The following is a 24,419-nucleotide window of genomic DNA, read 5'->3' on the forward strand; positions in this document are numbered from 1 at the left end:
CCGGCCATGTACGCGGTGCCGACGGCGCGCTGCTCGGCGCTCGTCAGCCGGGTCGGGGCGCTGCTGCCGCAGACCCCGTCGGTGGAGGCCGACCAGTCGTCGCTCGAAGGCGCGACGGAGACGCCCGGGGTCCACTCGGTGTTGAAGAAGTTGTGGTCGGCTCCCATGACCATGAGGGAGGAGCGCAGCACGTCGTCCTGCACCGAGTAGCGGGTGTCGTCGTAGAAGTGCTGCCCCTGCTGGTTGGAGACGTCGCCGTCGCAGTACGGCAGCATCACCAGCATCGGCACGTCGGGCAGCGTCGGCCGGCCGAAGTCGACCGGGGCGAGCGGCAGGACGGCGCGGATGCCGTAGGGGTGCGCCCGGTCGGCGTTGAGCAGCGCGGCCTCGACCACGCCCTCGCCGCCCCGCGAGTGCCCCATCAGGCCGACGTTGGTCAGGTCCAGCCGGCCGGCCAGCGGGTTCTTGCCCGGGCCGGTTTCGGCGTTCCACTTCGCGAGCAGGTCGAGGTGGTCCATGACCAGCTGACCGCGGGCCACGGCGCCGTTGTCGTCGGTGAAGCTCGCGTCCTTGGCGTTGATGCCGTCGGCGCTGACGGACACGACGACGTACCCGTGCGTCGCCAGGGCCTGGGCGGTCTCGGTGTAGCCGAGGTAGCTGTCGATGGGCTGGAAGCCGGTCGCGCAGGGCCAGTTGGTGTTGTTGGTCTGCCGCGTGGCCGGGTTGTAACACGCCGAGTGCCGGCCGTGCAGGAAGATCACGACCGGGCGGGCGCCCTTCGCTCCGGCCGGCGCGTAGACCGCGGCGCGCATCTCGACGGGCAGGTCGCTGAGGCCGGACAGGGTCACGGCGGTGTCGCCGAGGTTGTAGTCGAGCCGCTCGACCTGGAACGGCCCCGGCTGCGCGGGGTCGGTGTAGAGCTGCTTGCGGGCCAGCCCCTTCGGGGTGGTGGGCGCGGCGGCCGACTTCGGCGGCGCCGCCTGGGAGCCGGGCACCACGCCGTTCCAGGCGACGTCGACGCGCTTGGCGGCGGCTACGCCGGTGTCGGTGGTCTCCACGGTGAGGGTGAGACCGTCGGCGGACTCCTTGGCCGCGCCGATGACGCGACCGTCGACGGCGAGCTCCGGCACGGCGTCGCGGACCGGCAGCGGCTCGTCGAGGCGCAGCGACACCCGCGCGCCGCCGTCCGCGAGCTTGTCGACGGTGAAGCCGTCGGTTTTCACGGTCTCTTCGCCGGGGTCGGCGCCGGCGGGCGTGGCGGTGAGGCCGGTTGCGGCGATGCAGCCGGCGAGGATCGCGAGCGGAACCGCGGCCGCCATTCGGCGTCGAGCCGGTGACGGGGCGAAACGAAACATATGCGCTCTCCTTCACGCACTGAAATCTTTCAGTGCGCGAGGGAACCTATGAGCGTCGTGTTCCAGAATGCCGCCGGTGATGCGACGGAACGGTTACCGGGGGGCACGGAATTGTTTCCCGCTCCCCGAATTCACGACGCACGGCAAAATGCCAGGTGGCAATGCCTCGCGAATCATTTCGTCGGCCCCGCGAGGAGCCCCCAGAAATGTAACGCAAATACGTCGCGTCCCGCTTCTTAACCAATTCCGGCGGAGCCGGGAGTGACCAGGCCGGTCTCGTAGGCGAGGACGACGGCCTGGGCACGGTCGCGGAGGTCGAGCTTCTGCAACAGGTGCCGGACGTGGGTCTTCACCGTGGCCATCGAGATCACCAGTTCCGCGGCGATGTCGGTGTTCGACAGGCCGCGGCCGATGAGCTGGAGGATCTCGCGTTCGCGGGGCGTCAGGTCGGCGAGGCCGGTGGCCGTCGGCGGGGCCGGTGGGCGGTTGACGTAGTGGCTGACCAGGCGGCGCAGCACGGTCGGGGCGAACAGGGCCTCACCGGCGGCCACGACCCGCACCGCCTCCACCAGCTGCTGCCGGCCGACGTCCTTGAGCAGGAAGCCGCTGGCGCCCGCCCGGAGGGCCGCGAAGACGTGCTCGTCCAGGTCGAACGTCGTCAGGATGAGGACCCTCGTGTCGAGGCCGGCGTCGACGATGCGGCGGGTCGCCGCGATGCCGTCGGTCCCGGGCATCCGGATGTCCATCAGCGCCACGTCCGGCCGCAGGCGCTCCGCCTCCGCGAACGCCTCGGCGCCGTCCACGGCCTCGGCGACCACCTCCAGGCCGGCGACCTCGAGCACGAAGCGGAGGCCGGAGCGGACGAGGTCCTGGTCGTCCGCGATGAGGACGCGCGTCATGTCGCCTCGATCGGCAGCAGCGCGTGGACGGCGAACCCGCCGTCCGGGGCATTGCCGGCCTGGAGGCTGCCGCCGTGAATCCGCACCCGCTCACGCATGCCGACCAGGCCGTGCGCGTCGGGTGAGGGCACGCCGCTGGCTCCGGGGCCGCGGTCGCACACCTCGATCCGCAGCGCGTCGGGCACCCAGCGCAGGCTGACCGACACCGGCGCGCCGGGTGCGTGCTTGGTCGCGTTGGTCAACGCCTCCTGCACGATGCGATACGCGGAGAGGTCGAGGCTCGGTGGCAGCGGTACCGGCGTGCCGTCCACGGCCAGGTCCACCGCCTGGCCGCCGTCGCGGGCCCGGCCCACCAGCGCGGGCAGCTGGGCCAGCCCCGGCAGCGGCTCCCGGTCCGTGTCGCCGGCGTCGGCGCGCAGGACGCCGAGCAGCCGGCGCATCTCGGTGAGCGCCTCGACGGCGGAGCCGCGGATCACGGCGATCGGCCGCTTCGCGAGCTCGGGATCGTACTCGAGCGCCGCCTCCGCGGCGTCGGCCTGCACGGCGATGACGCTCACCGCGTGGGCGACCAGATCGTGCAGCTCGCGGGCGATGCGGGCACGCTCGTCCGCGACCGCCGACCGTTCGCGCCGGTCGCGCTCCTGTTCCAGGTGCTGGGTCAGCTCCTCCAGCAGGCGGTTGCGCCCGCGCTGGCGGCGCACCAGCACCCCGACCCCGGCCGGGGCCAGGACGACGAGGACGGCGCCGACGTACTCCCCCACGACCACCCGCTGCTCGGCGGAGGCGACGATGCCGAAGATGGTCCCGATGAGGACCGTCGCGGCCGCCAGGTGCCGGTCGTTCACGTGCGCGGTCACCGCGTAGAACAGCAGCAGCGCGGCGGGGTAGCCGACCAGCAGGAACCCGTCGGTCGGAATCAGCCAGACGGCCGAGCCGACGAGCGCGGCAACCACCGGGTGGATGCGGCGCCAGGCGATCGGCGCGGTCGAGCCGACGGCCACGAGCACGCCGATCGGGGCGGGCGCGATCGGCAGGAACACGAGGACCTGCGCCAGCGCAACGACCGCCAGCAGCGTCGCGACCACCCTGTCCGTGGTCCCGAGCTGCACGAACCGCCGCCATGGTGACACGTGGCCACGGTAGGCGGGCGGCGCGTTGCGTGTCATCAGCCCCTGGGCTGAGGCCGCACTCCGCCCGCCGGATCGGCGACGGTTCCGCCCGTGGGTCGATGAACGGAGGCCCTGCCGGGCCGCACGATCAGCGGCGACAAACGCACCGACTTCAAATTCGAATTTCCGGAGGTTCCCATGACCACGACCACCACCACCGAGGCGCCCACCACCGCGCGGCGCCGGGTTCCGATCGCCGTCCGCGGGGCCCAGCTCCTGCTGCTGGTGCCGCTCGGCGCGTTCCAGCTCGTCGCGACGATCGTCTTCTCGATCGTCATGCCGCTGCACGGCAAGGACTACATCGCCGCCGGCTGGGCGCCCGTCATGGCGCTCGCCTGCATCGTCACGGCGCTGCGCCTCGGCCGCGGCTCCGCACGGACGCTGCGCACGGCGCTGATCCTGCTCGCCGCGCAGACCGCGTTCTGCCTGCTCAAGCTCATCGCGTTCGGCGAGTCGGCCGCCCTGGTGTTCCTGGCCGTGACCGCGGCCTGCGCCGGCCTGCTCGCGCTGCCGGCCGCCCGGCGGCACTTCCGCGCCTAGCACCCACTCGCCCCCACAACCTTCCAGGAGACAGAGCCATGCGATCCACCTACCGAGTCTTCGCCTATCTCGTCGCGGCCGGGGTACTGGTGCAGGCGGCCAGCGTCGCCTACGCCTGGTTCGCGGTCCTGCAGACCATTGATGCCGGCGGAGTCTTCGACAAGAACGCCGGCGCCAATCCCGGCCACTTTGCGCACGGCATCATCGGCATGGCGGTCATCCCGCTCATCGCGCTGATATTCCTGATCCTGTCCTTCTTCGCCGGGATTCCCGGCGGCGCCAAATGGGCGGGGATCGCCTTCGGCCTGACGGCCCTGCAGGTGGCGTTGGCGTTCGTGTCGTTCAGCGCGCCGCTGGTCGGCACGCTGCACGGCCTCAACGCCCTCGCCCTGCTGGCCGCCGCGCTCGTCGCCGCGCGCCGAGTTCAGCGTCCCGCCGTGCCCGCCACAGCGTGACCATGGGACGCAGGCGTTGGAGAGCCGCCGTGCCGATCGCGGCGGCTCTGGCCGTTCTGGGCCCGCTGGGCTGGTGGTGGCAGGACAGCTTGATGCCGGACACCTACTCCGTCATGGACATGGGGTACCCCGACTACGGCGGCGGCGCCCGCGTCGACCACGCCACCATGCATCACGGCGGCGCCGAGGTCACCGCCCTCACCGGCCCGCGCGACCGGGCCGCCGACGTGTCGATCACGCTGGTGGCCCGCGCCGAGCGGATCGGCCTTCCCGACGGTCGCGGCGTGGCGGGGTACACGCTCAACCACGCCTCGCCGGGGCCGGAGATCCGCGCCCGGCAAGGGCAGCTGGTCGAGGTACGGCTGGTCAACGAGTCCGTGCCGGACGGCGTCACCCTGCACTGGCACGGCTACGACGTGCCGAACGCGGAGGACGGCGTGGCCGGCGTGACCCAGGACGCCGTCGCCCCGGGCCAGTCCCACGTGTACCGGTTCGTCGCCGCGGACGCCGGCACCTACTGGTACCACTCCCACCAGGTCTCGCACGAACAGGTGCGGCTGGGGCTGTTCGGCGCGCTCGTGGTCGACCCGCCGACCGGCGCGCCCGCCGCCGTCGACCGGCTCGCGCTGGTGCACACCTATGGCGGCCGTCGCACCATCGCCGGCCGCCCGGACGAGACCAGCGTCGCCGCCGCCCCCGGCAGCACGGTGCGGGTCCGCCTGGTCAACACCGACCAGGGCACCGCGCGCGCATGGGTGTCCGGCGCGGCCTTCCGACTCGTCGCCGTCGACGGCCGGGACCGCAACGCGCCGCCACCGGTCACCGGCGCCGCCATCGTGCTGCCGGCGGGTGGCCGGGCCGACGTGGAGTTCGCGGTGCCGGACGCGGGCGGCGCCGTGCGGGTCGACGTCGGCGCGGGAACGGCGCTCGTGGTGGGCCCCGAAGGCGCCGTGGCCCCGGTGACGCCGGAGCCCAAGGCCTCGATCGATCTGCTGTCGTACGGCACCCCGGCGCCCATCGGCTTCGACCCCGCCACCGCGACGCGGCGGTTCGACTACCGCATCGGCCGGCGCTTCGGTTTCCTCGACGGGCGCCCCGGACTGTGGTGGACCATCAACGGCAAGCTGTACCCGGACGTGCCCATGTACATGGTCAGCACCGGAGACGTCGTCCGCATGACGATCGCCAACAGCAGCGGCGAGACCCACCCGATGCACCTGCACGGCCACCACGCGGTGGTGCTCAGCCGCAACGGCGTCGCCGCGACCGGCAGCCCGTGGTGGACGGACTCACTGGAGGTCGCCGACGGCGAGACCTACGAGATCGCGTTCATCGCCGACAACCCCGGCGTGTGGGTCGACCACTGCCACAACCTGTCCCACGCCGCGGAGGGACTCCTGGCCCACCTCGCCTACACGGGCGTCACCACCCCGTACCGCATAGGCAGCGCCCACAATCACCCCGAGTAGACCCGACGTAGGGCTCGGCGAGGCTCCCCCACTGCGTCGCGAACGGAACAGGGCCGCAGCGCGGAGGCTGCGGCCCTGCCGGTGGTTCGGTGGTGCTGCCGCTTACGGGGTCGGGTAGTCGTTCACGAAGACCGGCGACCCGATCCTGGTCGTGTCGGCCGGGCCGCCCACGCCGTTGACGACGTGGTCGATCGTTCCAGCGCTCAGGTTGACCGTCATGATGTGGTGCAGCTGGACGCCCGGGGTCTGCGGGACCTCGAAGCCGTTCTCGGTGTGGATCGACGGGTTGTTCTGGTTGAACACGTAGGCGCCGCCGCCGTAGAGGTGGTGCGACTTCACGTTGCCGGCGATCTTGTACGCGGCCCAGCCCTTGATGTTGCCGTTCATCCAGTCGGCCTGGGTCGGCGGGTCGTAGGCCAGCTCGTTCTGGAAGAAGACCGTCGTGCCGCCGTTGCCGTTCCAGACGACGTTGTGCTGCTGGAAGTGCTCGACGAACAGGCCGGTCGCGGTGACGTTGTCGCCGTTGACGACCACGCCGTTGCGGCTGGTGTTGGTCTTCCAGCGCTGGGTGTCGGTGAGGCCCTCGACGCCGTGGTCGGCGCGCCACACCCAGGTGTGGTCGATGAGGACGTTGTCGCTGTTGATCTCGAGCGCGACGTCGGTCTTGCCCACGTGCGGGCCGCCGACGCGGAAGTACACGTCGGACAGCGTCGTCGGGTTGCCGGCCGAGGTCTGGCGGTTGCCGTGCGGCTTGCCGACCCGCAGCAGCGCCGGCGAGTTGGTCAGGCCCGCGTCGAACGAGACGCCGGCGACGACCACGCCGGAGACGTCGGCGACGTCAAGCGGGACCGCGCCGTTGACGGAGGTGAGCGTCGCGTGGCCGAGGCCGAGGACGACCGTGTCGGCCCGCTTGACCTCGATGCTGCGCGCGATGTCGTACATGCCGGGGGTGAGCAGCAGGTTCAGGCCGCGGGCGAGCTGGTTGTTGATGACCTGCACCGAGTCGGCCGGGGTCGCGACGAAGAAGTCCGTCAGCGGGACCGTGCGGCCCGGCGTCATGCCGTTGGCCCACGAGACGCCGCGGCTGTTCTTCTGGGCGGACGGCACGCGGACGTTGTACTTGCCCTGCGCGTCGACGAACAGGTACGGCTTCTCCCGGCTCACCGGGGTGGTGTCCAGCGTCGTGTACGGCGGGTCGGGGAACCCGGCCTCGCTGGGCGCGCCGACGACACCGGAGAAGACCTGGTTCCACACGCCGTTGGACCAGCCGGCGACCTCGCTGTTACGGGTCAGCCACTGCTGCTGCGATCCGCTGATGACGAACGGCAGCTTGGAGTCGGCGATGAAGCCACCGCTGGCGTACTGCGGGCCGTCGGTGCAGTAGTCCATCAGCGACAGGTTGGCGCCCGTGATGTTGAGGCGGCGCATGGACACGGCCTGGGAGACCGCCCAGAAGTCCGCCGAGCCGCGGCAGCCGTCCTGCCCGGCGCTGTTGACGTTGATGGACAGGTTGGACAGCGTCCGCCAGAAGTTGACGAGCGCGAGGCAGTTGCTCGTGCCCCCGTTCTCCAGGCAGCGGTTGTAGACCTCGACCTTGCCGTTGATGACCACGTCGGTGGGCGACGCGCCCAGACCGCTGATCTCGGTGTAGTAGCCGACCTTGATCTGCAGCGGCTGCTGCGCCGTGCCGTACGTGCCCGGCTTGAAGAGGTAGGCGTGGCGGGCGGTGCCCATCTCGTTGTCGACCTGCGCGGCGTTCGCCGCGTCGAGGGTCGCCTGGATGCTACTGACGGGCATGCTGGGGTCGAAGACGGTGACGTTCGATCCGAGGTCCCAGCTGCTGGGCGGCGGCGCGGCGGCGGCCGCTCCCGCGGTCGTGATGGCGGTGGTCAGCACGAGCCCGGCCGTGAACGCCCGGCCGAGTTGCCGACGACCGGACCGCAGGCTTGCCAGACCCCGTCTACCAGGGGCGTGCATTGTCATGCAGTTCGTCCTTCCTGCTGGGGGGGCAGTGGTACGTAACGAAGCGTCGGATCCGGTGAAGTGGCCTGAACAGGCGGCGAGGGTGGTCACCGGACGGGCGAGCGCTCTCTCATCCCGTCGGGTTCGCGACCCTCATGGAGCCGCCTATTCAGGGGACTTGCGGCCCGATTTGGGCGGCTCGGCACGGAGAGCGCTCTCACCGCACCGACACTTGTATCAGGGCCTGAAAGAAGTGGGTGGAATGTTTCTACCGTGTAAACGGGCTCGGCGCTACGTCAGGCGGCCCTTGACTTTCGCGCAGTAGCCCTGGTGGCCCATCTCCACGGCGGCGAATGAGCACCAGAATCGGACGCAATGGTGTCGACCACCCTCAACGCCGACCATATGGGGCGCCCGACCCACGCAAATCCTCAAACATATCGATGCCTTCCCACCACCCGCCGATCCGCGTGAAGCGAAGCGAGCGCGAAGCAGGCCGCACCGTGCGGTTTCGGGGCCGCGGGTGGAGCCGAGCAAGCGCGAGCCAGGCCAACTCAAACCCCGACGTAGAACGCGCCAAGCAGTTTCGGGGCCGCGGGTGGAGCCGAGCAAGCGCGAGCCAGGCCAACTCAAACCCCGACGCAGGCCGCACCGTGCAGTTCCGGAGGCGCGGGTGAAGCCGAGCAAGCGCGAGCCAGGCCAACTCAAACCCCGACGTAGAACGCGCCGAGCGGTTTCGGGGGCGTGGGTGGCGAAGCCCCCACTGGGGAGCGAGCGAAGCGAGCGCGAAAAATGACGGAACCACAAACGCAAGCGGCCCCCGCCGCGAAGCAGGAGCCGCCAGTGGTGGAGTTGAGGGGACTCGAACCCCTGACCCCCTCGATGCGAACGAGGTGCGCTACCAGACTGCGCCACAACCCCTGGTCATCGGTTCGCTTTGCAGCGGACCGGCGCTAAGAGTAACAGGTCGCCTGGAGGGTTCGCGAATCAGATCACTGCCCCGAGGCCCGCGTGTCGTACGGGCGCCCCCGCAAGGCGGACAGGCGGGCCGCCTCACGCCGGGCGCGGTCGCGTTCGGCCAGCTGGCGGGCCACGGCCTCGCGGCGGGCGGCGGCGCGGCGCAGCTGCTCGCGGCGGACCTGGGCCTGGCGGCGGGCGATCCAGGCGGCGTAGCGGGCCTCCTCGCGGCGGCGCCGGCGGTCGGCCAGGGCGCGGGTGCGCAGGTGGGCCAGGTAGGTGACCAGCAGGACGCCGGTGACCGCGAAGCTCACCCAGAAGCCCGGGCTCACCAGCGTGATCCCGCACACCTCCACCAGGTTGAGCAGCACCAGGGCGAGCAGCACCCGGCGGCGGCGGTACATCGCGCGCGGGCCGCGGCGGCGGGGCGGGCGGCGGCGGACCGTGGGCGGAACCGGGGTCAGGTTGCGCCGGGGCGGCGGCAGCGGGCCCGACGCCGACGAGACGCGCGTGACCAGCAGGCGCGGCGGGTTCACCGGGCGGCGGCCGGGCACGGTACGGCGGCGCCGGTCCACGCGGGACAGCACCCGCGCGGTCGACAACGCCCGCTCCGCCACCAGCCGCTCTGTTGCGTCGTATCGGCGCACCAGTGCGGGCGCCAGGGCGAGGAGCCCAGCAGCGGCGAGGACGGCGAGGAGCACCGAGGTCGGCACCCTCACGCCTCCTTGTTCAGCCTTCCGCGTCCCCCCGGGCGCGGAAGTCAATCGAAGTCTATGGAAGTTACACAGTGGTAACTCCGACTCATGACCATACGTCGCGGCGGGGCTTCTACCACGTCAACACGCAGGGCGACACGCCCGTTCGAGCTAACCGGGCGTAAACGGAAAGTCGGGAAAAGCTCCCCAAACGGTCAGGCGTTGGCCTTGGTCTTGTGCCAGCGCTCGAGCAGGCCGCCCTCGGTGGCCAGGTCCTCGGTCGTCATCGCGTAGCCGAGGTGGTCGCGCCAGTCGCCGTCGATGTGGAGGTACCGGTGGTGGTACGCCTCCTGGCGGAAGCCCAGCTTCTCGACGACCCGGCGGCTGGCCAGGTTGTCGGGGCGGATGTTCACCTCGATGCGGTGCAGCCCGCCGGCCCGGAACGCGTGGTCGACGACCAGGGCCAGGGCGGTGGGGATGATGCCCTTGCCGGCCTGGCGGGAGTCGACCCAGTAGCCGGCGTACCCCGAGCAGAAGGCCCGCCGCACGATGTTGCCCAGCGTCAGCTGCCCCACGAGCTGGTCCTCGTAGCAGACCGCGAACGGCATCGCGGTGCCGTGCCGGGCGGCCCGGCGCAGGTCGGCGTGCACGGCCCGGAAGGCGGCCACGGAGTTGAGGTCGTGCCAGGTGCCGTAGGGGGTCGGCTCCCACTTGCCCAGCCACTGCTCGTTGGCCCTGCGCACCTCGGACCAGGTCCGCGCGTCGGAGCGCCGATACGGGCGCAGCGTGACCGGCCCGTCCGAGAGGACTGCGGGCCATCCGGGCTGACTCATCGCCGCCTATCCAAAAGTATGACGTCCACGGTGGAGCCGGCGGCCGCGCTGATCACCTTCTCGCCCAGCACCATGAGGCCGTTGGCGTCGGCCAGGCCGGAGAGGGTGTACGGACCACCGGCAAGCGGAGCGACAGTGTACCCGCCGCCGCGGCGCTCCGTGATGTACGCCGGCCGGAACTCGCGCATCCCGGACGGAGAGTTGACGGTTTCCAGCAGGTGGGCGCGCACGCTCGGGCGGAAAACCGGGTCGGCGCCGGCGAGCAGCTGGATGACCGGGCGGGCGAGGACCTCGAAGCCGATGAGCGCGGCGCCGGGGTCGCCGGGCAGGCAGACGATCGGCACGCCGTTGGGGCCGCCGACGTTGCCGTAGCCGAGGGAGGAGCACGGGTACACCGACAGGTCGGAGAAGACGACCGTGCGCGAGAGGATGCGCCGCACCATGTCGCCCGGGCCGTGGCCGGTGCCGCCCGTGGTGATGATGAGGTCGGCCCGCAGCATCTGGTCATCGAGCAGGCCGCGCAGGCCTTCGGGGTCGTCGTCGCAGATGCCGACCCGGTAGGCGTGGGCGCCGGCCTCGGCCGCGGCCGCCGTGAGGGCGTGCGAGTTGGCGTCGACCACCTGGCCCGGCTGGCTCGCCCGGCCCACGTCGACGAGCTCGTCACCGGTGGCGATGACCACGACCCGCGGGCTGGGGCGGACCACGACGTGGCCGATGCCGCTGGCCGCGAGGACCGACACCAGCGGCGGGGTGACGTAGGCGCCGGCCCGGGCCAGGATCGCGCCGGCCGGCAGCTCGTCGCCGGCCCGCCGCACGCCGTGCCCGCGCTTGGTCGGGTGGTAGACCTCGACCGCGGCCATCCCTTGGTCGGTGAGGCCGGGCGGCACCACCACGTCGGCGGAGACCGGCATGAGCGCGCCGGCGGCGACCGAGAAGCAGGTGCCGGGGGTGAGGCGGACCGGCCGCCAGCTGGACGCGACCAGGTCACCGACGACGCTCAGCCGGACCGGCCGGCCCGGCTGAGCGTCGCTGATGTCGTCGAAGCGCGCGGCGTAGCCGTCGATGGCGGCGTGGTCGAACGCGGGCACGGGGCCCGGTCCGACCACGTCCTCGGCCAGCACGTTGCCGTGCGCGGCGGTGATCTCCAGGTCCAGCGGGGGCAACGGGCGCAGCCCTCGGAGCACGCCGGCGAGGTAGTCGGCGAGTGGGACGCGCGCGTTCGACCCGACGCCGGCGTCGCGCGCCGCGTCGTGGTGGGAGCCCGTCGCTGGAACCGCTGTCACCCGAGCAAATCCTTCTCCACGAACTGGGTCAGCCACTCGCTGAACGCCTTCCCGAGGTCGTCGCGCTTCACGGCGAGCTGGACGACCGTCTGCAGATACCCCAATGGCATGCCGGTGTCGTACCGCGTGCCTCGGTAGACGATGCCGTGCACGGGCGTGCCCTCCGCCAGCAGCAGCGCCATGGCGTCGGTGAGCTGGATCTCCCCGCCGGCGCCGGGGCCGATGCGGCGGATCGCGTCGAAGATCTCCGGGGGCAGGATGTAGCGGCCGACGATGGCCAGGTTGCTGGGGGCGTCCGCCGGCTGGGGCTTCTCGACCAGTGCGGTGACCTTCACCGTCTCGCCGGCCTCGACGGTGAACTCGGACGGCTCTACGGCGGCGATGCCGTATCGGTTGGTCTCCTCCGGCTCGACCTCGATGAACGCGAGCACGATGCCGCCGGTGCGCGCCTGCAGGTCGAGCATCGCCGGCAGCAGCGGCTCGTTCTCGTCGACGAACTCGTCACCCAGCAGCACCGCGAACGGCTCGTTGCCGACGTGCGACTCGCCGTACGACACCGCGTGCCCGAGGCCGAGGGGTTCGCCCTGCCGGCACGTGTAAATTTCGGCGAGCTCGGCCGGGCGCTTGATCGCCTCCAGGCGCTTGGTGTCGCCCTTCTCGGCGAGGCGGGCCTCCAGGTCGGGGCGGCGGTCGAAGTGGTCGACCATCGAGGTCTTGCCGCGGCCGGTCACCAGGAGGATGTCCCGGATGCCGGAGTCGGCGGCCTCCTCGACGATGTACTGCAGGACCGGCCGGTCGACCACCGGCAGCAGTTCCTTCGGGACGGCTTTGGTCGCAGGGAGGAAGCGGGTGGCTAGCCCCGCCGCCGGGATCACGGCTTTGACAGCCCGCTGGCGCGGTGCGGACTGGTGAGGAGTCGTGTCAGGCATGTAGAAAGGCTAGCCGCCGCGGCTCTGTCGCGGTGGTTGCGCCGCCTTCGCCGCGCCGGGCGTCACCTCGGCACTCGCCTTCCCGCTGGTCGCGCTGCCCGCCAGGCGATATGTGTCCCGACCTCCCGCCTTGGCCGCGTAAAGGGCGTCGTCAGCCGCCTCCAGCACCGCCGCCCCGGTCGCGCCGTGCACCGGAAATACCGCGATGCCGATCGATACGGTGACCGGAATCCGGCGCGGCGGCTGGCCGGCGGTGGAAGAAATCACAAGGACCGGGCTGCGCCGCACGGCCGCGCCCAGCCGCTCGGCGAGCACGGCCGCGCCGCCCGCGTCGGTCTCCGGCAGCAGCACCACGAACTCCTCGCCGCCCTGCCGGAACGCGAAGTCGACCTCGCGGATCTCGGCCCGCAGCCGGCGGGCGAACTCGGCCAGCACGGCGTCACCCGCGGCGTGCCCGTGGGTGTCGTTGACCTCCTTGAAGTGGTCCAGGTCCAGCGCCAGCACGGCCAGCGCGCGGCCGAAGCGGCTGGCCCGCTCGACCTCCCGGCGCAGCGACTCGCGCAGGTAGCGGTAGTTGGACAGGCCGGTCAGCGGGTCGGTGAGGGAGAGCCGCTGGGCCTCCTCGTGCACCCGCACGTTGTCGACCGCGACCGCGGCCTGGCCGGCGAAGGTGCGCAGGGTGACGAGGTCGGCGTCGTCGAACTCGTCGAAGCCGTGCCGGTCGTAGAGGGCCAGTACCCCGCGGGCGGCCGGCGGGCGGTCCGACTGCGGCTCCAGCCCGGTGGTCGGGCCGGCCGCCGGGGCCGCGATCGGCACGGCCACGTAGGTCACGCAGCGCGGCTCCTGCGGCGAGAGCGCCGGTCCGTCGCGGTCGACCCGCCCCCGCATCGGTTCGCCGGTCGCGGCGACCGTGCCGAGCAGCCCCTCCCCCGGCGAGAGCCGCAGCTCGGTCACGTCGATCCCGGCGAGGCCCTCGCCGACCTGGCCGCGCAGGTCCACCCCGGCCTGGTCGACCATGAGCACGACGCCGGCCTGCGCGCCGGTCGCGGCGGTCGCGGTCTGCAGGATCACCTGCAGGATGCGGTCGAGGTCGTGGGTGCCGGCCAGGGTGTCGCCGAGCACGCCGAGCTGACCGCGCAGCTGGTCGCGGCTGGCCGTGAGGGCCTGAACGTACCCCTGCATCTCCCGCGTCATGCGGTTGAACGTCTGCCCGAGCCGTCCGACCTCGTCCTGGCTGCGCACGGGCACCCGGGCCCCCAGGTCGCCGCCGGCCACCCGCTCGACCGCCTGGGCGAGCTCGGTCAGCGGCTGGGTGGTCGAGCGGGCCAGCCACCAGGCCACGCTGATCGCGACGAGGCCGGCGCAGACCACCACGGCCACGAGCACCGCGTAGAGCCCCTGCATGTCGGGCTCCGGCACGCTGACGGCGAGGGTGAGCGGCTGGCCGGGCTGGGGATCGAGGCGGCGGACCAGCAGCCCGGCCTCGGTGGTGCCGGTCGTGCCCGGCACCAGGTCGCGGGCCAGGTTCACGACCTTGGTGTCGTCCGCGGTGAGCTGCGGGCCGGCGAGCGAGCTGACCCGGACCCCGGTGGCCGCGCCCAGCCACTGCAGCAGGGTGGCGTCGACCGGCTCGACGGCGGACGCGCGGCCGACGCGCCGGCCCTGGGCGTCGAGCACGTCGACCGAGGCGGCGATGGCGGCGAAGGCGGAGCCGGTCGGGGCGGCGCAGTCGGCCCACGGCCGGGCCGGCAGGTCGCCGGCGACCGCGACGGGGGTCCCGTTGGCCCCGGCGACCTCGATCGCGCGGGCCAGGCCCCGGCCGACGGCCACCTGGGCCGCGTCGGGGCGCTCGCCGAGCAGCGCCGCGGCCTCGGCCGCGATGCGCAGCCGCTGGCAGGTGACGCCGAGGGCGGCGCGCAGGTTGTCGGCGCCGGCGGTGAGCCGCTCGGTGGCCCGCTGGTCGCTCACCGCGGCCACGGCGACCCCGACGAACACCGCGCCCAGCAGCACCGGACCGAGCACGACGGCGAGGAAGGCAGCGGTGAGCCGCGCACGCAGCGTCACGTCCGTCCTCCCGTACTTCGGTTGATGCGATGCTGTCACAGAGAGGAGGAATTCGAGTGGTGCTGCCCGGGGTGTCCCCCAAATCCGAGCTCAGAGCGCACATCCGGTCCGTCCGGCGGGCCCTTCCCGAACACGTGCGGGGCAACGCCGATCGTTCCCTGGCTGTCGCGGCTGTCGATCTGGTACGGCAGTCAGCCGCCGAAACCGTGGCCGCCTACGTCCCGCGCCGCTTCGAGCCGGGCGGCGACCTGCTCGTGCCCGCCCTGGCCGCGGCCGCCCCACGCCTCCTGCTGCCCGTCCTGCTGGACGACGACGACCTGGACTGGGCCGCCTACGACGGCCGCCTGGCCCCCGGCCGGCTCGGCCTGCTGGAGCCGGTCGGCCCGCGCCTGGGCCCGGAGGCGGTCGCCGAGGCCGGGCTGGTCCTGCTGCCCGGGCTCGCCGCCGCGCCGGACGGCACCCGGCTGGGCCAGGGCGGGGGCTCCTACGACCGGGTCCTGCGCCGGGTCGAGGCGCCGGCGGTCGTTCTGCTTCACCCGGGGGAGTTTCTGGCCGATGTCCCCTCGGAGCCGCACGACCAGCGCGTCTGCGGGGCCGTGGAGGGTGCCCGTGAGGGTTATGACACCGCGCACGTCCACTGGACGAAGGGGTGTCCGATGCCGCAACATTGGCACTCGAAGTATCGGAGTGCCAATGATGGAGGCTGAGCGTTGCCTACCTACCAGTACGCCTGCACAGAGTGCGGCCACCAGCTGGAAGCTGTGCAGTCGTTCACCGACGAGTCGCTGACCGTGTGCCCGGAGTGCCAGGGCCTGCTGCGCAAGCAGTTCTCGGCGGTGGGTGTGGTGTTCAAGGGCTCCGGTTTCTACCGCACCGACTCGCGCTCGTCGTCCTCGAAGTCGCCCAACGGCTCGTCCTCGTCCGCCAAGACGGAGACCAAGACCGAGACGAAGTCCGAGAGCACGACCAGCACCACGACCAAGCCGGCGGCCAGCTCGACGCCGGCCGCCTGACCGACACGCAAAAGCGCCCGGGCCCTCATGGAGAGGGCGCCGGGCGCTTTTTACGAGTAGGACTCAGTCCCAGTGCGGCGGGCGGTCCGACAGCAGGCGGTCGTCGTTGGTCGACGCGCGCTCGCCCCAGCCCGAGTCCGTGTCGTCGGTCGTGTGGTCCGGAAGCACGACCAGTTCGTCGGCGAAGTCCTCGAAGGACACTTCACGCTGCTCATCGGTGGGAGCCCACCCGTTGGTACCTGCCACGGCAGCGAGACTACTCCTGGCAGTTTGCGGGAAAGTGGCCGAATGACGACAGTCGCCTTCGCGGTAGACGGGTCACACTCGGCGGCATGACACAACCCACGCCGGACCCGGCCCTCGACCTCCCCCTCGGCGAGGCGCCCGCGGACGACCAGGAGACCCAGCGCCTGGACGCGCCCGACCCCGACTCGACCCGACCCATGTCCCTGGCGGAGCTGCGCGAGCTGAACCTCGGCTAGCCGCTCCTCCTCCCGGCCCGGGCGTACCACCCGGGCCGGGACAGGGCAACGATGGGTAATGTCGTTGACGTGAGCGACGACGCGTACTGGCGACGCCCGGCCGAGGGCGCCGAGGCGGCCCCTCCTCCGCCCGCCGCCCCGCCGAGCGTCCCGTACACGGGTGCCCCGCGCAGCACCCCGCCCCCGCACGGCTGGCGGCCGCCGGTGGTCGAGAACCCGGCGCCGCCACGCAAGCTGCCCGCCCAGGACGTCGAGCGGGTCGAGCGCGAGGAGCAGGCCGCGACGATCCTCACCAAGGGCATGGGGATCTTCGCGGGCGCGGTGATGCTGGTGCTGCTGCTGATCCTCTGCGGCCGGGCCCTCTTCTAGCCGGCTCTAGAAGCCCGACCAGACCATGTGGGCGCCGCTGTCCCCGGTCTTGTAGACGTAGTACGCCGCGGCGATCGCCAGCACGACCGACAGGCCGGACGCGGCCCAGTGCGCCGGCGTCGGGGCCTTGATCCGGGCGCGGCCGCCGGCCGCCGCCGGGATCATGAACGCCATCACCAGGGCCACCACGGCCAGGGCGGCGATCACCAGGAACAGCGTGTCGGCGTAGTCCTCGTGCTCGGTGATCAGCGCCTTCACCTGCGGCGCCTGGAACGCCCGGTTGGCGCTGAACGACTCGCCGGACTCCTTCGCGAAGAACACCGCGCCCGGGGCGGTCAGCGCGAACGCGACGAGCGGCCAGCGGATGTGCCTCCGGCTGGCCGGCCACACCGCGTACAGCACCGCGGTCAGGGCCAGCAGCGGCACCAGTACGACGGCCGCATGGATGTACAGCGGGTGGGCCGGAATACCCAGGACACGATCGAACACGGGGCCTCCTCCTCCAGATGCGATCCTCCCCCGCCGGGGCGTACCCGCGGTGAAGATCCAAGGTTCAAGAGTCCAGAAACATTTGAACGGTTCCAGTTGGCTTGCTCTGATCGTCGTGGTGTTATGGAAACTGTGTCGGGTGAGGATCTGCTGCGCGCCCGGGGTCTGCGGGTGACGCGACCCCGGCTGGCCGTGCTGGAGGTCCTCGAGGGCTCCCACGGCCACCTCGATGTCGAACAGATCGCGGCCCGGGTGCGCCTGCGCCTGGACACGGTTTCCACCCAGGCGGTGTATGACGTGCTCGGCGCGCTGTCCAGGGCCGGGCTGGCCCGCCGGATCGAGCCGGCCGGCAGCCCGGCGCGGTTCGAGTCCCGGGTCGGCGACAACCACCACCACGTGGTCTGCCGAGGCTGCGGGGAGATCGCCGACGTCGACTGCGCGGTCGGCGACGCGCCCTGCCTGACCCCGTCCCAGGCCCACGGCTTCGTGCTCGACGAGGCCGAGGTCACCTTCTGGGGCCTGTGCCCCGCCTGCCAGCAGAAGCGCGACGAAGAAACCCCGTGAGCGAGTCCGACCCAGGGCTCTTCGGGCCCGATTCGATCACCTGGCGTGTGCACCGCGAGCCGATCGTCTCCGTCGGCGGGCTGCGCAGCCTGTACCTCCAGGCGCTGCACCCCCGCGCGGTGGCCGGCGTCGAGCAGAACAGCCGCTACCGCCAGGACCCGTGGGGCCGCCTGGCCCGCACCTCGACCTACGTGACCACGGTGATCTACGGCACCACGGAGGAGGCCGAGCGGGCCGGCCGGCGGGTCCGGGCGATCCACTCCCGGATGACCGCGGTCGACCGGCGCACCGGCGAGCGGTTCCGGGTCGACGAGCCCGAGCTGCTGCGCTGGGTGCACATCACCGAGGTCGAGTCGTTCCTGACCGCGGCCCGGCGCGGCGGCCTGCGGCTCACCGCGGCCGAGGCCGACGCCTACTACGCCGAGCAGACCCGCACGGCCGCGCTCGTCGGGCTCGACCCGGCCACCGTGCCCGACTCGGTGGCCGCGGTCGAGGACTACTACGCCGAGATGCTGCCGTCGCTGGAGCTCACCGTCGACTCGGCGGCGACCGGGCTGTTCCTGACGGTGCCGCCGTTGCCGTACGGCCTCGGCCTGACCCCCGTCCGCGGGTTCTCCCTCGGCGTGTCGGCGCTGGCCATCGGCCTGCTGCCGGGCTGGGCCCGGCGGCTCTACGGGCTGCCGCCGCTGCCCGGCGCCGACGGCCTGACCTCGATGAACACCCTGTTCCTGGGCCGTCTGCTGCGCTCCGTGCCGATCGAGTGGATCCAGTCCCCGGCCCGCAAGCGCGCCATGGAGCGGCTCGGCCTGCGCAACTGATCCGCCGTCGCCCGCGTTCAACCGGGCGTGACCCGGTGGTTGCCCGCGCTCGTCGTCGCCGCGGTGGTCGCCTGGATCGCTGGGACCGATATTTCGGACATAGTGCGGTACGCCGCTTATGTCGTTTTCTACGTCGTCCTCCCGGGGACCCTCGTCTACCGGGCACTGCGCCGCGATCCGCACAGCCTCGTGGAAGACCTGGCGTTCGGCACCGCGACCGGGCTCGTCGCCGAGACGCTGCTGCGGCCCGTGCTCCTGGTCTGGCCCGTGGTGGCGGTCGTCCTGCTGCGCCGCCACCTCAGGACGCCGCACTATCCGCACCGGCCGGCGAGGGGCTGGTCGTGGGCGGTGGCGGCCGTCGCGGTGGGGTTCGTCGGGTACCTCGCCAAGGCCTTCATCCGGGCCAACCCGCCGGTGCCGGTCGACGGGCCGCACGAGTACATGATCGACCAGCTCAACCTGCTGGCCGTCGCCGCCGACCTCGAGCACCACTTCCCGCTCGCGGTGCCCGACCTCGGCGCCGAGCCGCTGCCCTACCACTGGTTCGCCTACGCGCACCTGGCCTCGGCCGCCCGCCTGAGCGGCGTCGACCTGCCGGTGCTGTGGTTCCGGCTGGACCTCCCGGCCCTCGCCGTGCTCGCGGTCGTGCTGCTGGCCGTGGCCGCCTGGCGGGTCACCGGCCGCGCCTGGGCGGGCCCGGTCGCCGCGGCGCTCACCTACACCGTCGGCGAGACGCTCCTGCCGGGCCGGGCGCCCGCGTTCTTCGGCTCGATCACGGCGTACTACTCCTGGTCGAGCCGCTCCGTGCTGTACGCCTCGGCCTTGTCCATGCCCCTGATCGCGGTGCTGGCCCAGATCCTGCGGCGCGGGCACACGCGCCGGACCTGGCTCCTGCTGACCGTGCTGGCCGTGGGCGTGGCCGGGGCCAAGTCGACGGTGCTGCCGGTCGCGCTGGCCGGCCTGCTGTGCGCGGGTCCCCGCCGCGCCTGGCGCCCGGCCGCCGTGCTCCTCGGCGTGTTCGCGCTGGCCGTCGCGCTGCTCTACGGCACCGGCGGCGGTGGCCTGGCCTGGTCCCCGTTCGGCATCATGGCCGACTTCGCGCACGGCCGCCCCGCGGTGATCGCCGTGGGCCTCGGCGCCTACGGGCTCGCGATGGGCGCCCGGCTGGCCGGTGCCGTCTTCCCGCCGCGCGCGTGGGGTCCGGTCGAGCGGATGCTGGCCGGCGCCGCGCTGGCCGGGTTCGCCGGCGCCGCGCTGCTCTGGCACAACGCCTGGGGCCAGCACTTCTTCGCCATCGCCGGGTGGCCCTTCGGCGCGATCCTGTCCGCCGACGGGCTGGCCCGGGTCGTCTCGCGGCGAGCCCTGCGCGCGGGCCTCCCGGCGGCCGCAGCGCTCTCGGCGTTCGCCTTCGTCGCATCGGTACCGCATGTGCACTACCCCTGGGACGCGGTGTTCCCGGTGTACCTGTTCGCCGCGCTGGTCCTCGCTGTCGCGCTGGCGTTCCTGGCCACGCGCCGGCGGGCCGCCGCCCTGGTGGTGGTGCTGTTCGCCGGCGGCGCCGCGCTGCCCTACGACGCCGCGCACCACGCCAACCTCGGCTCGGCCTACCACGTGCGGGTCACCCCCGACCAGGCGGCCGGCGCGCGGTGGCTGCGCGCGCACAGCTCGCCGGATGAGTACGTGGCCACCAACGTGCACCGGATCGGCTCCGGCGCGCAGGCCGGGCAGAGCCTGACGTACTGGATCGCGGCCTTCTCGGAGCGCCGGGTGCTGCTCGGCAGCTGGGGCTACTCCCCCGAGTCGACCCGCGAGCAGACCGCCCGGCGCCGGATCGGCCCGGCACCGGACTACTGGGACCCGGCCCGGCTGGCCGCCAACGACCTGGCCGTCTACGAGCCGACGGCGCAGCGCCTGCGGTGGCTGTGGGACCAGCGGGTCCGCTGGATCCTGGTGGACCGGGCGCAGGGCCGCGAGTCCCCGCGCCTGGCGGACCAGGCGACCTGCGCCTGGTCCGCCGGCGACATCGTGATCTATCGCCTACGTCCGCCCGCTCAACGGGCGGCGCAGGTGAGCGTGGCGGGCGACGTGTTGGTGCCCGAGTAGCTCGCGCTGAACCCGGGGGCGACCGACGCGGACGGGGCCAGGGTCCCGTTCCAGTCGGCGTTCTTCACCGTCACCGCGGCGCCCGACTGGGTCCACACCCCGGACCAGCCGTTGGTGACCTTCTGGTTGCCGGGGAAGGTGAACGTCACGGTCCAGCCGGTCAGCGACGTGGTGCCGGTGTTGACGACCGTCACCTCGCCGTTGAAGCCGTCGCCCCACTGGTTCGTGACCTTGTACGTCGCCGTGCACGACGCCCCGGTGGTGCCGCCCGTCGTGGTCACCGACACCGGGTCGGAGAGCACCGAGAGGTTCCCGGCGGCGTCCTTGGCCCGCACCGCGAACTGGTACGCGGTGCTCGCGGTCAGCCCGGTGATCGCCAGCGACGTCGTCGCGCTGGAGCCGACAAGGGTGCTGCCGTTGTACACGTTGTAGCCCGTCACCCCGACGTTGTCCGTGGACGCGGCCCAGGAGAGGGTCACCCCGCTGGAGGTGATCCCCGAGGCGACCGGCGTGCCCGGCTTGCTCGGCGGGGTCACGTCCCCGGTCTGCGCCGAGGTGGTGACCGTCCCGGCCGGCGAGGCGGCCGAGGCGTTGCCGGCGGCGTCGAGCGCGACGACCGTGAACGAGTACGCGGTCGACGGGGTCAGCCCGGTGATCGCCAGCGACGTCGTCGCGCTGGAGCCCACGAGGGTGCTGCCGTTGTACACGTTGTAGCCCGTCACCCCGACGTTGTCCGTGGACGCGGCCCACGTCGCGGTGACTCCGGTCGCGGTGACGTTGGTGAACGCCGGCTTCCCGGGCGCGCTCGGCGGAGTGGTGTCGACCGGGCCGGAGCCCGGCGCGTCGCCCCAGACCTTGGTCGCGCCGTCGAAGAGCGTCATGTGGCTGTTGGCCGCTTGGGTGGTGCCGGCCGGCAGCGACCAGTCGTTGGACGGGTCCCAGGTGCCGGCCGAGGCGATGCGGAACTGCACCTCGCGCCGCCACGCGGACTGCCCGGCGGGCGCGATCGTCTGCCCGGCGCAGCTCACCGTGACGTAGTAGGTGCTGCCGCTGACCAGGGTCGGGCCGGTCGGGGCCGAGCACTGGTTGTAGGCGCTGGTCAGGGTGATCTGGCTCGGCGTGGTGGCGCCGTCGAGGGTGAAGTAGTAGCGGAACGAGCCCTGGGTCAGCGCCCGGGCGGGCCAGGCCGACTTGTTGTAGACCAGCGCCTTGACCTCGGTGAAGCCCGGGCCGGAGGCGTTGATCGAGGACTCGATGTACATCTCGGGCCCGTCCGGGGTCTCGGTGCCCGGGAAGCCCGCCAGCGGGGTGCCGCCGTACTCGCTGTACATGCGGGCCAGCGCGCCGGTGAAGCCGGCGTTGTAGTCCGTGGCGACCTCGTTCATCACGTAGTCCTGGCGGCTGTCGGTGTACGCGTCGTTGGGCGCGGACGGGCCGCCGACCAGGGCGCCGTAGAGCGTGTGCCGGGACTGGGCCGGTTCCTGGATGTTGTCCGTCCACGAGCCGTGCGCGGTGCGGTGGTGCGGGTTCTTCGGCGGGTTGGCCCCGAAGCCGATCATGTAGCTGGAGCTGCGGGGGTTGTCGCCGAGGATGTAGTTGATCTGCCGGACGCCGAAGTCGTGGTATCGCGCCTTGCGGGTCGCGTCGGTGAGCCAGTCGCTGTAGAGCAGCGCGACGAAGGAGGTGTTGGCGGCGTACCGCAGCGATCCCCAGCTGTCGAGGACGGCCTCGCCGCCCGGGGACGTGGGCACCTTCTGGCCGTTGACGCCCACGGTCCAGTAGTCCAGCCAGCGGTTGGCGTCATCGACGTAGCGCTGCTTGCCGGTGAGCCTGGCCAGCAGCACGTAGCAGCCGTAGGACTTGTCGTCCCAGGCGATCGTCCACTTGTAGGACTTCGTCGTGGTCTGGTTCTCGTTGCTGAGGTTGTCGTAGCCCGCCTCGGCCTTGGCCAGGTAGGAGGCGTCGTTGGTGGCCCGGTAGAGCCAGATCGCGCCCCAGACCAGCTCGTCGTTGTAGCCGCTCCACGAGTTGTAGTAGCTCGCGGCGTCGGTGATGCAGTCGGAGTACTTCTTGCGGACCGTGTCGGCGAAGGAGTACAGCTGCTTGGCGTGCGCGAGCAGGGTGTCGGCGTAGGCCGGGTCGGTCGGGCGCAGCACGATCGAGGAGGCGGCCATGGCGGCGGCGGTCTCGCCGGCCAGGTCCGACCCGCCGCAGCTGGCGTCGATCTTGTACGACGGGCGGGCCATCGGCATCACCTCGGCCGGACCCCACCAGGCGTGGTCCGTCGTGCCGGTGCCGACCTGCCCGTAGAGGACGTTGGGGGCCGGGTTCGCCTTGAGCAGGTAGTCGTTGACGAACTTCAGGTTGTTCAGCAGGTACGACAGCTGGCCCGACTTCGTGTAGGCGTCGCGGTAGTCGACCGCGCCCCAGGCCAGCATGGTGGTGGAGAAGGCCATCGGGAAGCCGAACTTGACGTGGTCGCCCGCGTCGAACCAGCCCCCGGTCAGGTCGAGCCCGGCGTCCTGGCCGTCGGTCATGGCCGAGTTGCCCCGCCAGCTCACCCGGCTCCAGGACGGCTTCGGGCCGGACTGCTGGGCCTCGTAGAACCAGATCGACTTCTGCAGCGCCTCGGCGTAGTTGAACGTCGTGGCGGCATGGGCAGCGGGCTGTTGCACGGCTATGGCGAGCGCCGAGGCGGCCGCGACCCCCACGGCCACGACGGCGCTCAGAATCCTTTTACGCATCGACTTCCCTCCCTGCGGCGGCGTGCTGGGATTGAACCCGTCGCGGGAGGGTTTGTTACAGGAACATCGACGCCTTGGCGGTGTTGGCCCAGGTGGGGGTCTGAAAGTTGCACTCTGCCACTTCGCGCGGGCCTGGCGATTGGGCTGCTTCCCGCGGGCCTGGCGGTTGGCTACTTCGCGCGGGCGGGGTAGTTGGCTACTTCCCGCGGGTCTGGCGATTGGGCTGCCTCCCGCGGGCCTGGCGGTTGGCTAATTCGCGCGGGCGGGGTAGTTGGCTACTTCGCGCGGGCCTGGCGATTGGGCTGCTTCCCGCGGGCCTGGCTACTTCGCGCGGGCCGGGTGGTTGGGCGGGAGGGCGCAGGCGGCCGTGCCGCCGGGCATGCGGTGCCTGTTCTTGGCGACCCAGCGGTACACCGGCCAGGCCATCGCGGTGATCGGGCGCAGGCCCAGGAAGGACCCGGCGGCGCGCCACGGCCATCCGGCGGTGCGCAACATGTCGGCGATCGCGACCGGGCCGCCGGTGCTGCGGCCGGGCGCCACGTAGTACACGGCGGAGCTCACCTGCTCCTCGGTGAGCCCCAACTCGTCGAGGTCGGTGAACTGCCACGCCACGACCTCCGCGGCGGGCCGGATGCGCCGCTCGATGAAGCGGGCGCATGATGAACAGAAGGCACAGTCACCGTCGAACACGAAGGTCGGGCGTTCCACGTTCCCTATCATCCCGCACGTCCGGGGAGTGGGAATGCCCGTAAGGGGTATGTGGTTATGACGGTGCATACCTGATGCGACGCCATGAGGATCGGAGCTGAAAGCATGGCAACCGTAGAGCTGACCGCGGAGAACTTCGCCGAGAAGATCGGTGGCGAGGGCATCACCCTCGTCGACTTCTGGGCGTCCTGGTGCGGCCCGTGCCGGATGTTTGCGCCGATCTACGAGCGGGTGTCCGAGGACAACCCCGACATCGTGTTCGGCAAGGTCGACACCGAGGCCGAGCAGGCGCTGGCGGCGGAGTTCAACATCCGCTCGATCCCGACGCTGATGATCGTGCGGGACGGCGTGGCGCTGTACTCCGAGCCCGGCGCGCTGCCCCAGCAGGCCCTGGAGTCCCTGATCCAGCAGGCCCGCGACATCGACATGGTCGACGTCAAGGCCAAGGTCGCCGAGGCGCAGGCGGCCCAGGGTGAAGTCAGCGCGTAACCCGGCGTAGTCCCCGCCGCGTTTCCTTGA

The 24,419-nt window shown here is 72.1% G+C and carries 24 protein-coding genes and 1 tRNA gene; 11 read left to right on the forward strand and 14 right to left on the reverse strand.

The features are described 5' to 3' along the window. The 3 genes from ABD352_RS40235 to ABD352_RS40245 all read right to left on the reverse strand — a co-directional run. On the reverse strand, positions 1-1,355 hold a 1,355-nt coding region (locus ABD352_RS40235), incomplete at its 3' end, for an alpha/beta hydrolase family protein (protein WP_425553856.1). A 236-nt stretch (positions 1,356-1,591) separates the two neighbouring features. Beyond that, entirely contained in the window at positions 1,592-2,254 is a 663-nt protein-coding gene (locus ABD352_RS40240) for a response regulator (RefSeq protein ID WP_344617839.1), read from the reverse strand. Then, positions 2,251-3,384 carry a sensor histidine kinase gene (locus tag ABD352_RS40245; RefSeq protein WP_344617840.1) on the reverse strand — a complete coding sequence of 378 codons (1,134 nt, stop codon included), beginning with the start codon at positions 3,382-3,384 and terminating at the stop codon, positions 2,251-2,253. The genes ABD352_RS40240 and ABD352_RS40245 overlap by 4 nt, the downstream gene beginning before the upstream one ends. 177 nt (positions 3,385-3,561) lie before the next feature. Between ABD352_RS40245 and ABD352_RS40250 the strand changes: the two genes are divergently transcribed. Genes ABD352_RS40250 through ABD352_RS40260 form a run of 3 tightly spaced genes read left to right on the forward strand, consistent with a single transcriptional unit; the run spans position 3,562 to position 5,887 of the window. After that, a complete protein-coding gene (locus tag ABD352_RS40250) occupies positions 3,562-3,963 on the forward strand; it encodes a hypothetical protein (protein ID WP_344617841.1) in 402 nt (133 codons plus the stop codon). A gap of 38 nt (positions 3,964-4,001) precedes the next feature. Further along, a complete protein-coding gene (locus ABD352_RS40255) occupies positions 4,002-4,418 on the forward strand; it encodes a hypothetical protein (RefSeq protein WP_344617842.1) in 417 nt (138 codons plus the stop codon). A 29-nt stretch (positions 4,419-4,447) separates the two neighbouring features. Continuing rightward, on the forward strand, positions 4,448-5,887 hold the full coding sequence (locus ABD352_RS40260) for a multicopper oxidase family protein (protein WP_344617843.1): 1,440 nt from the start codon (positions 4,448-4,450) through the stop codon (positions 5,885-5,887). 102 nt (positions 5,888-5,989) lie between these two features. Here the strand turns inward: ABD352_RS40260 and ABD352_RS40265 are convergent, their stop codons facing one another. From ABD352_RS40265 to ABD352_RS40295, 7 genes are all read right to left on the reverse strand, one after another. Next, positions 5,990-7,864, reverse strand: a complete 1,875-nt coding sequence (locus ABD352_RS40265; protein ID WP_344617913.1) for an adenylyl cyclase — start codon at positions 7,862-7,864, stop codon at positions 5,990-5,992. 829 nt (positions 7,865-8,693) lie between these two features. Next, a tRNA-Ala gene (locus tag ABD352_RS40270) sits at positions 8,694-8,770 on the reverse strand. 71 nt (positions 8,771-8,841) lie between these two features. After that, positions 8,842-9,525, reverse strand: coding sequence for a divisome protein SepX/GlpR (gene sepX, locus ABD352_RS40275; protein WP_344617844.1), 684 nt, complete (start codon positions 9,523-9,525; stop codon positions 8,842-8,844). Between the two features lie 191 nt (positions 9,526-9,716). Continuing rightward, on the reverse strand, positions 9,717-10,334 hold the full coding sequence (locus tag ABD352_RS40280; protein WP_344617845.1) for a GNAT family N-acetyltransferase: 618 nt from the start codon (positions 10,332-10,334) through the stop codon (positions 9,717-9,719). Beyond that, complete coding sequence (locus ABD352_RS40285) at positions 10,331-11,617, reverse strand: molybdopterin molybdotransferase MoeA (RefSeq protein WP_344617846.1); 1,287 nt, start codon at positions 11,615-11,617, stop codon at positions 10,331-10,333. Before ABD352_RS40285 ends, ABD352_RS40280 begins: the two co-directional genes overlap by 4 nt. Then, complete coding sequence (locus tag ABD352_RS40290; RefSeq protein WP_344617847.1) at positions 11,614-12,546, reverse strand: UTP--glucose-1-phosphate uridylyltransferase; 933 nt, start codon at positions 12,544-12,546, stop codon at positions 11,614-11,616. The genes ABD352_RS40285 and ABD352_RS40290 overlap by 4 nt, the downstream gene beginning before the upstream one ends. A gap of 9 nt (positions 12,547-12,555) precedes the next feature. Continuing rightward, positions 12,556-14,610 carry a GGDEF domain-containing protein gene (locus ABD352_RS40295; protein ID WP_344617848.1) on the reverse strand — a complete coding sequence of 685 codons (2,055 nt, stop codon included), beginning with the start codon at positions 14,608-14,610 and terminating at the stop codon, positions 12,556-12,558. Between the two features lie 29 nt (positions 14,611-14,639). Here ABD352_RS40295 and ABD352_RS40300 point away from each other — a divergent pair, with 29 nt between their 5' ends. Next, entirely contained in the window at positions 14,640-15,317 is a 678-nt protein-coding gene (locus ABD352_RS40300) for a 5-formyltetrahydrofolate cyclo-ligase (protein WP_344617849.1), read from the forward strand. A gap of 3 nt (positions 15,318-15,320) precedes the next feature. Further along, entirely contained in the window at positions 15,321-15,623 is a 303-nt protein-coding gene (locus tag ABD352_RS40305) for an FmdB family zinc ribbon protein (RefSeq protein WP_344617850.1), read from the forward strand. 63 nt (positions 15,624-15,686) lie between these two features. Here the strand turns inward: ABD352_RS40305 and ABD352_RS40310 are convergent, their stop codons facing one another. After that, positions 15,687-15,869 (reverse strand): hypothetical protein, encoded by a 183-nt coding sequence (locus ABD352_RS40310; RefSeq protein ID WP_344617915.1) that lies wholly within the window; start codon positions 15,867-15,869, stop codon positions 15,687-15,689. Between the two features lie 86 nt (positions 15,870-15,955). On the opposite strand from ABD352_RS40310, the gene ABD352_RS40315 reads away from it, so the two are divergent. Continuing rightward, positions 15,956-16,105: a hypothetical protein gene (locus ABD352_RS40315; RefSeq protein ID WP_344617851.1), complete on the forward strand. Its 150-nt coding sequence runs from the start codon at positions 15,956-15,958 to the stop codon at positions 16,103-16,105. A 69-nt stretch (positions 16,106-16,174) separates the two neighbouring features. Then, on the forward strand, positions 16,175-16,474 hold the full coding sequence (locus ABD352_RS40320) for a translation initiation factor 2 (protein WP_344617852.1): 300 nt from the start codon (positions 16,175-16,177) through the stop codon (positions 16,472-16,474). Between the two features lie 6 nt (positions 16,475-16,480). On the opposite strand, the gene ABD352_RS40325 is transcribed toward ABD352_RS40320, so the two are convergent. Beyond that, entirely contained in the window at positions 16,481-16,963 is a 483-nt protein-coding gene (locus tag ABD352_RS40325) for a hypothetical protein (RefSeq protein ID WP_344617853.1), read from the reverse strand. 132 nt (positions 16,964-17,095) lie between these two features. Between ABD352_RS40325 and ABD352_RS40330 the strand changes: the two genes are divergently transcribed. The 3 genes from ABD352_RS40330 to ABD352_RS40340 are packed head-to-tail and all read left to right on the forward strand — an operon-like array spanning position 17,096 to position 20,448. Next, positions 17,096-17,527, forward strand: coding sequence for a Fur family transcriptional regulator (locus ABD352_RS40330; RefSeq protein ID WP_344617854.1), 432 nt, complete (start codon positions 17,096-17,098; stop codon positions 17,525-17,527). Then, complete coding sequence (locus ABD352_RS40335) at positions 17,524-18,345, forward strand: oxygenase MpaB family protein (RefSeq protein ID WP_344617855.1); 822 nt, start codon at positions 17,524-17,526, stop codon at positions 18,343-18,345. Before ABD352_RS40330 ends, ABD352_RS40335 begins: the two co-directional genes overlap by 4 nt. A gap of 27 nt (positions 18,346-18,372) precedes the next feature. Beyond that, the gene (locus tag ABD352_RS40340; protein ID WP_344617856.1) at positions 18,373-20,448 is read left to right on the forward strand and encodes a hypothetical protein; all 2,076 of its coding nucleotides are present in this window, start codon (positions 18,373-18,375) and stop codon (positions 20,446-20,448) included. On the opposite strand, the gene ABD352_RS40345 is transcribed toward ABD352_RS40340, so the two are convergent. Beyond that, entirely contained in the window at positions 20,397-23,192 is a 2,796-nt protein-coding gene (locus ABD352_RS40345; RefSeq protein WP_344617857.1) for a glycoside hydrolase family 9 protein, read from the reverse strand. The two genes, ABD352_RS40340 and ABD352_RS40345, sit on opposite strands and share 52 nt — an antisense overlap. A 321-nt stretch (positions 23,193-23,513) precedes the next feature. After that, on the reverse strand, positions 23,514-23,900 hold the full coding sequence (locus tag ABD352_RS40350; protein ID WP_344617858.1) for a thiol-disulfide oxidoreductase DCC family protein: 387 nt from the start codon (positions 23,898-23,900) through the stop codon (positions 23,514-23,516). 105 nt (positions 23,901-24,005) lie between these two features. Between ABD352_RS40350 and trxA the strand changes: the two genes are divergently transcribed. Continuing rightward, positions 24,006-24,389, forward strand: coding sequence for a thioredoxin (gene trxA / locus ABD352_RS40355; protein WP_344617859.1), 384 nt, complete (start codon positions 24,006-24,008; stop codon positions 24,387-24,389). Positions 24,390-24,419: the final 30 nt, after the last annotated feature.

Origin of the sequence: Dactylosporangium salmoneum, from assembly GCF_039532525.1 — a bacterium.
Classification (GTDB): Bacteria; Actinomycetota; Actinomycetes; order Mycobacteriales; family Micromonosporaceae; genus Dactylosporangium; species Dactylosporangium salmoneum.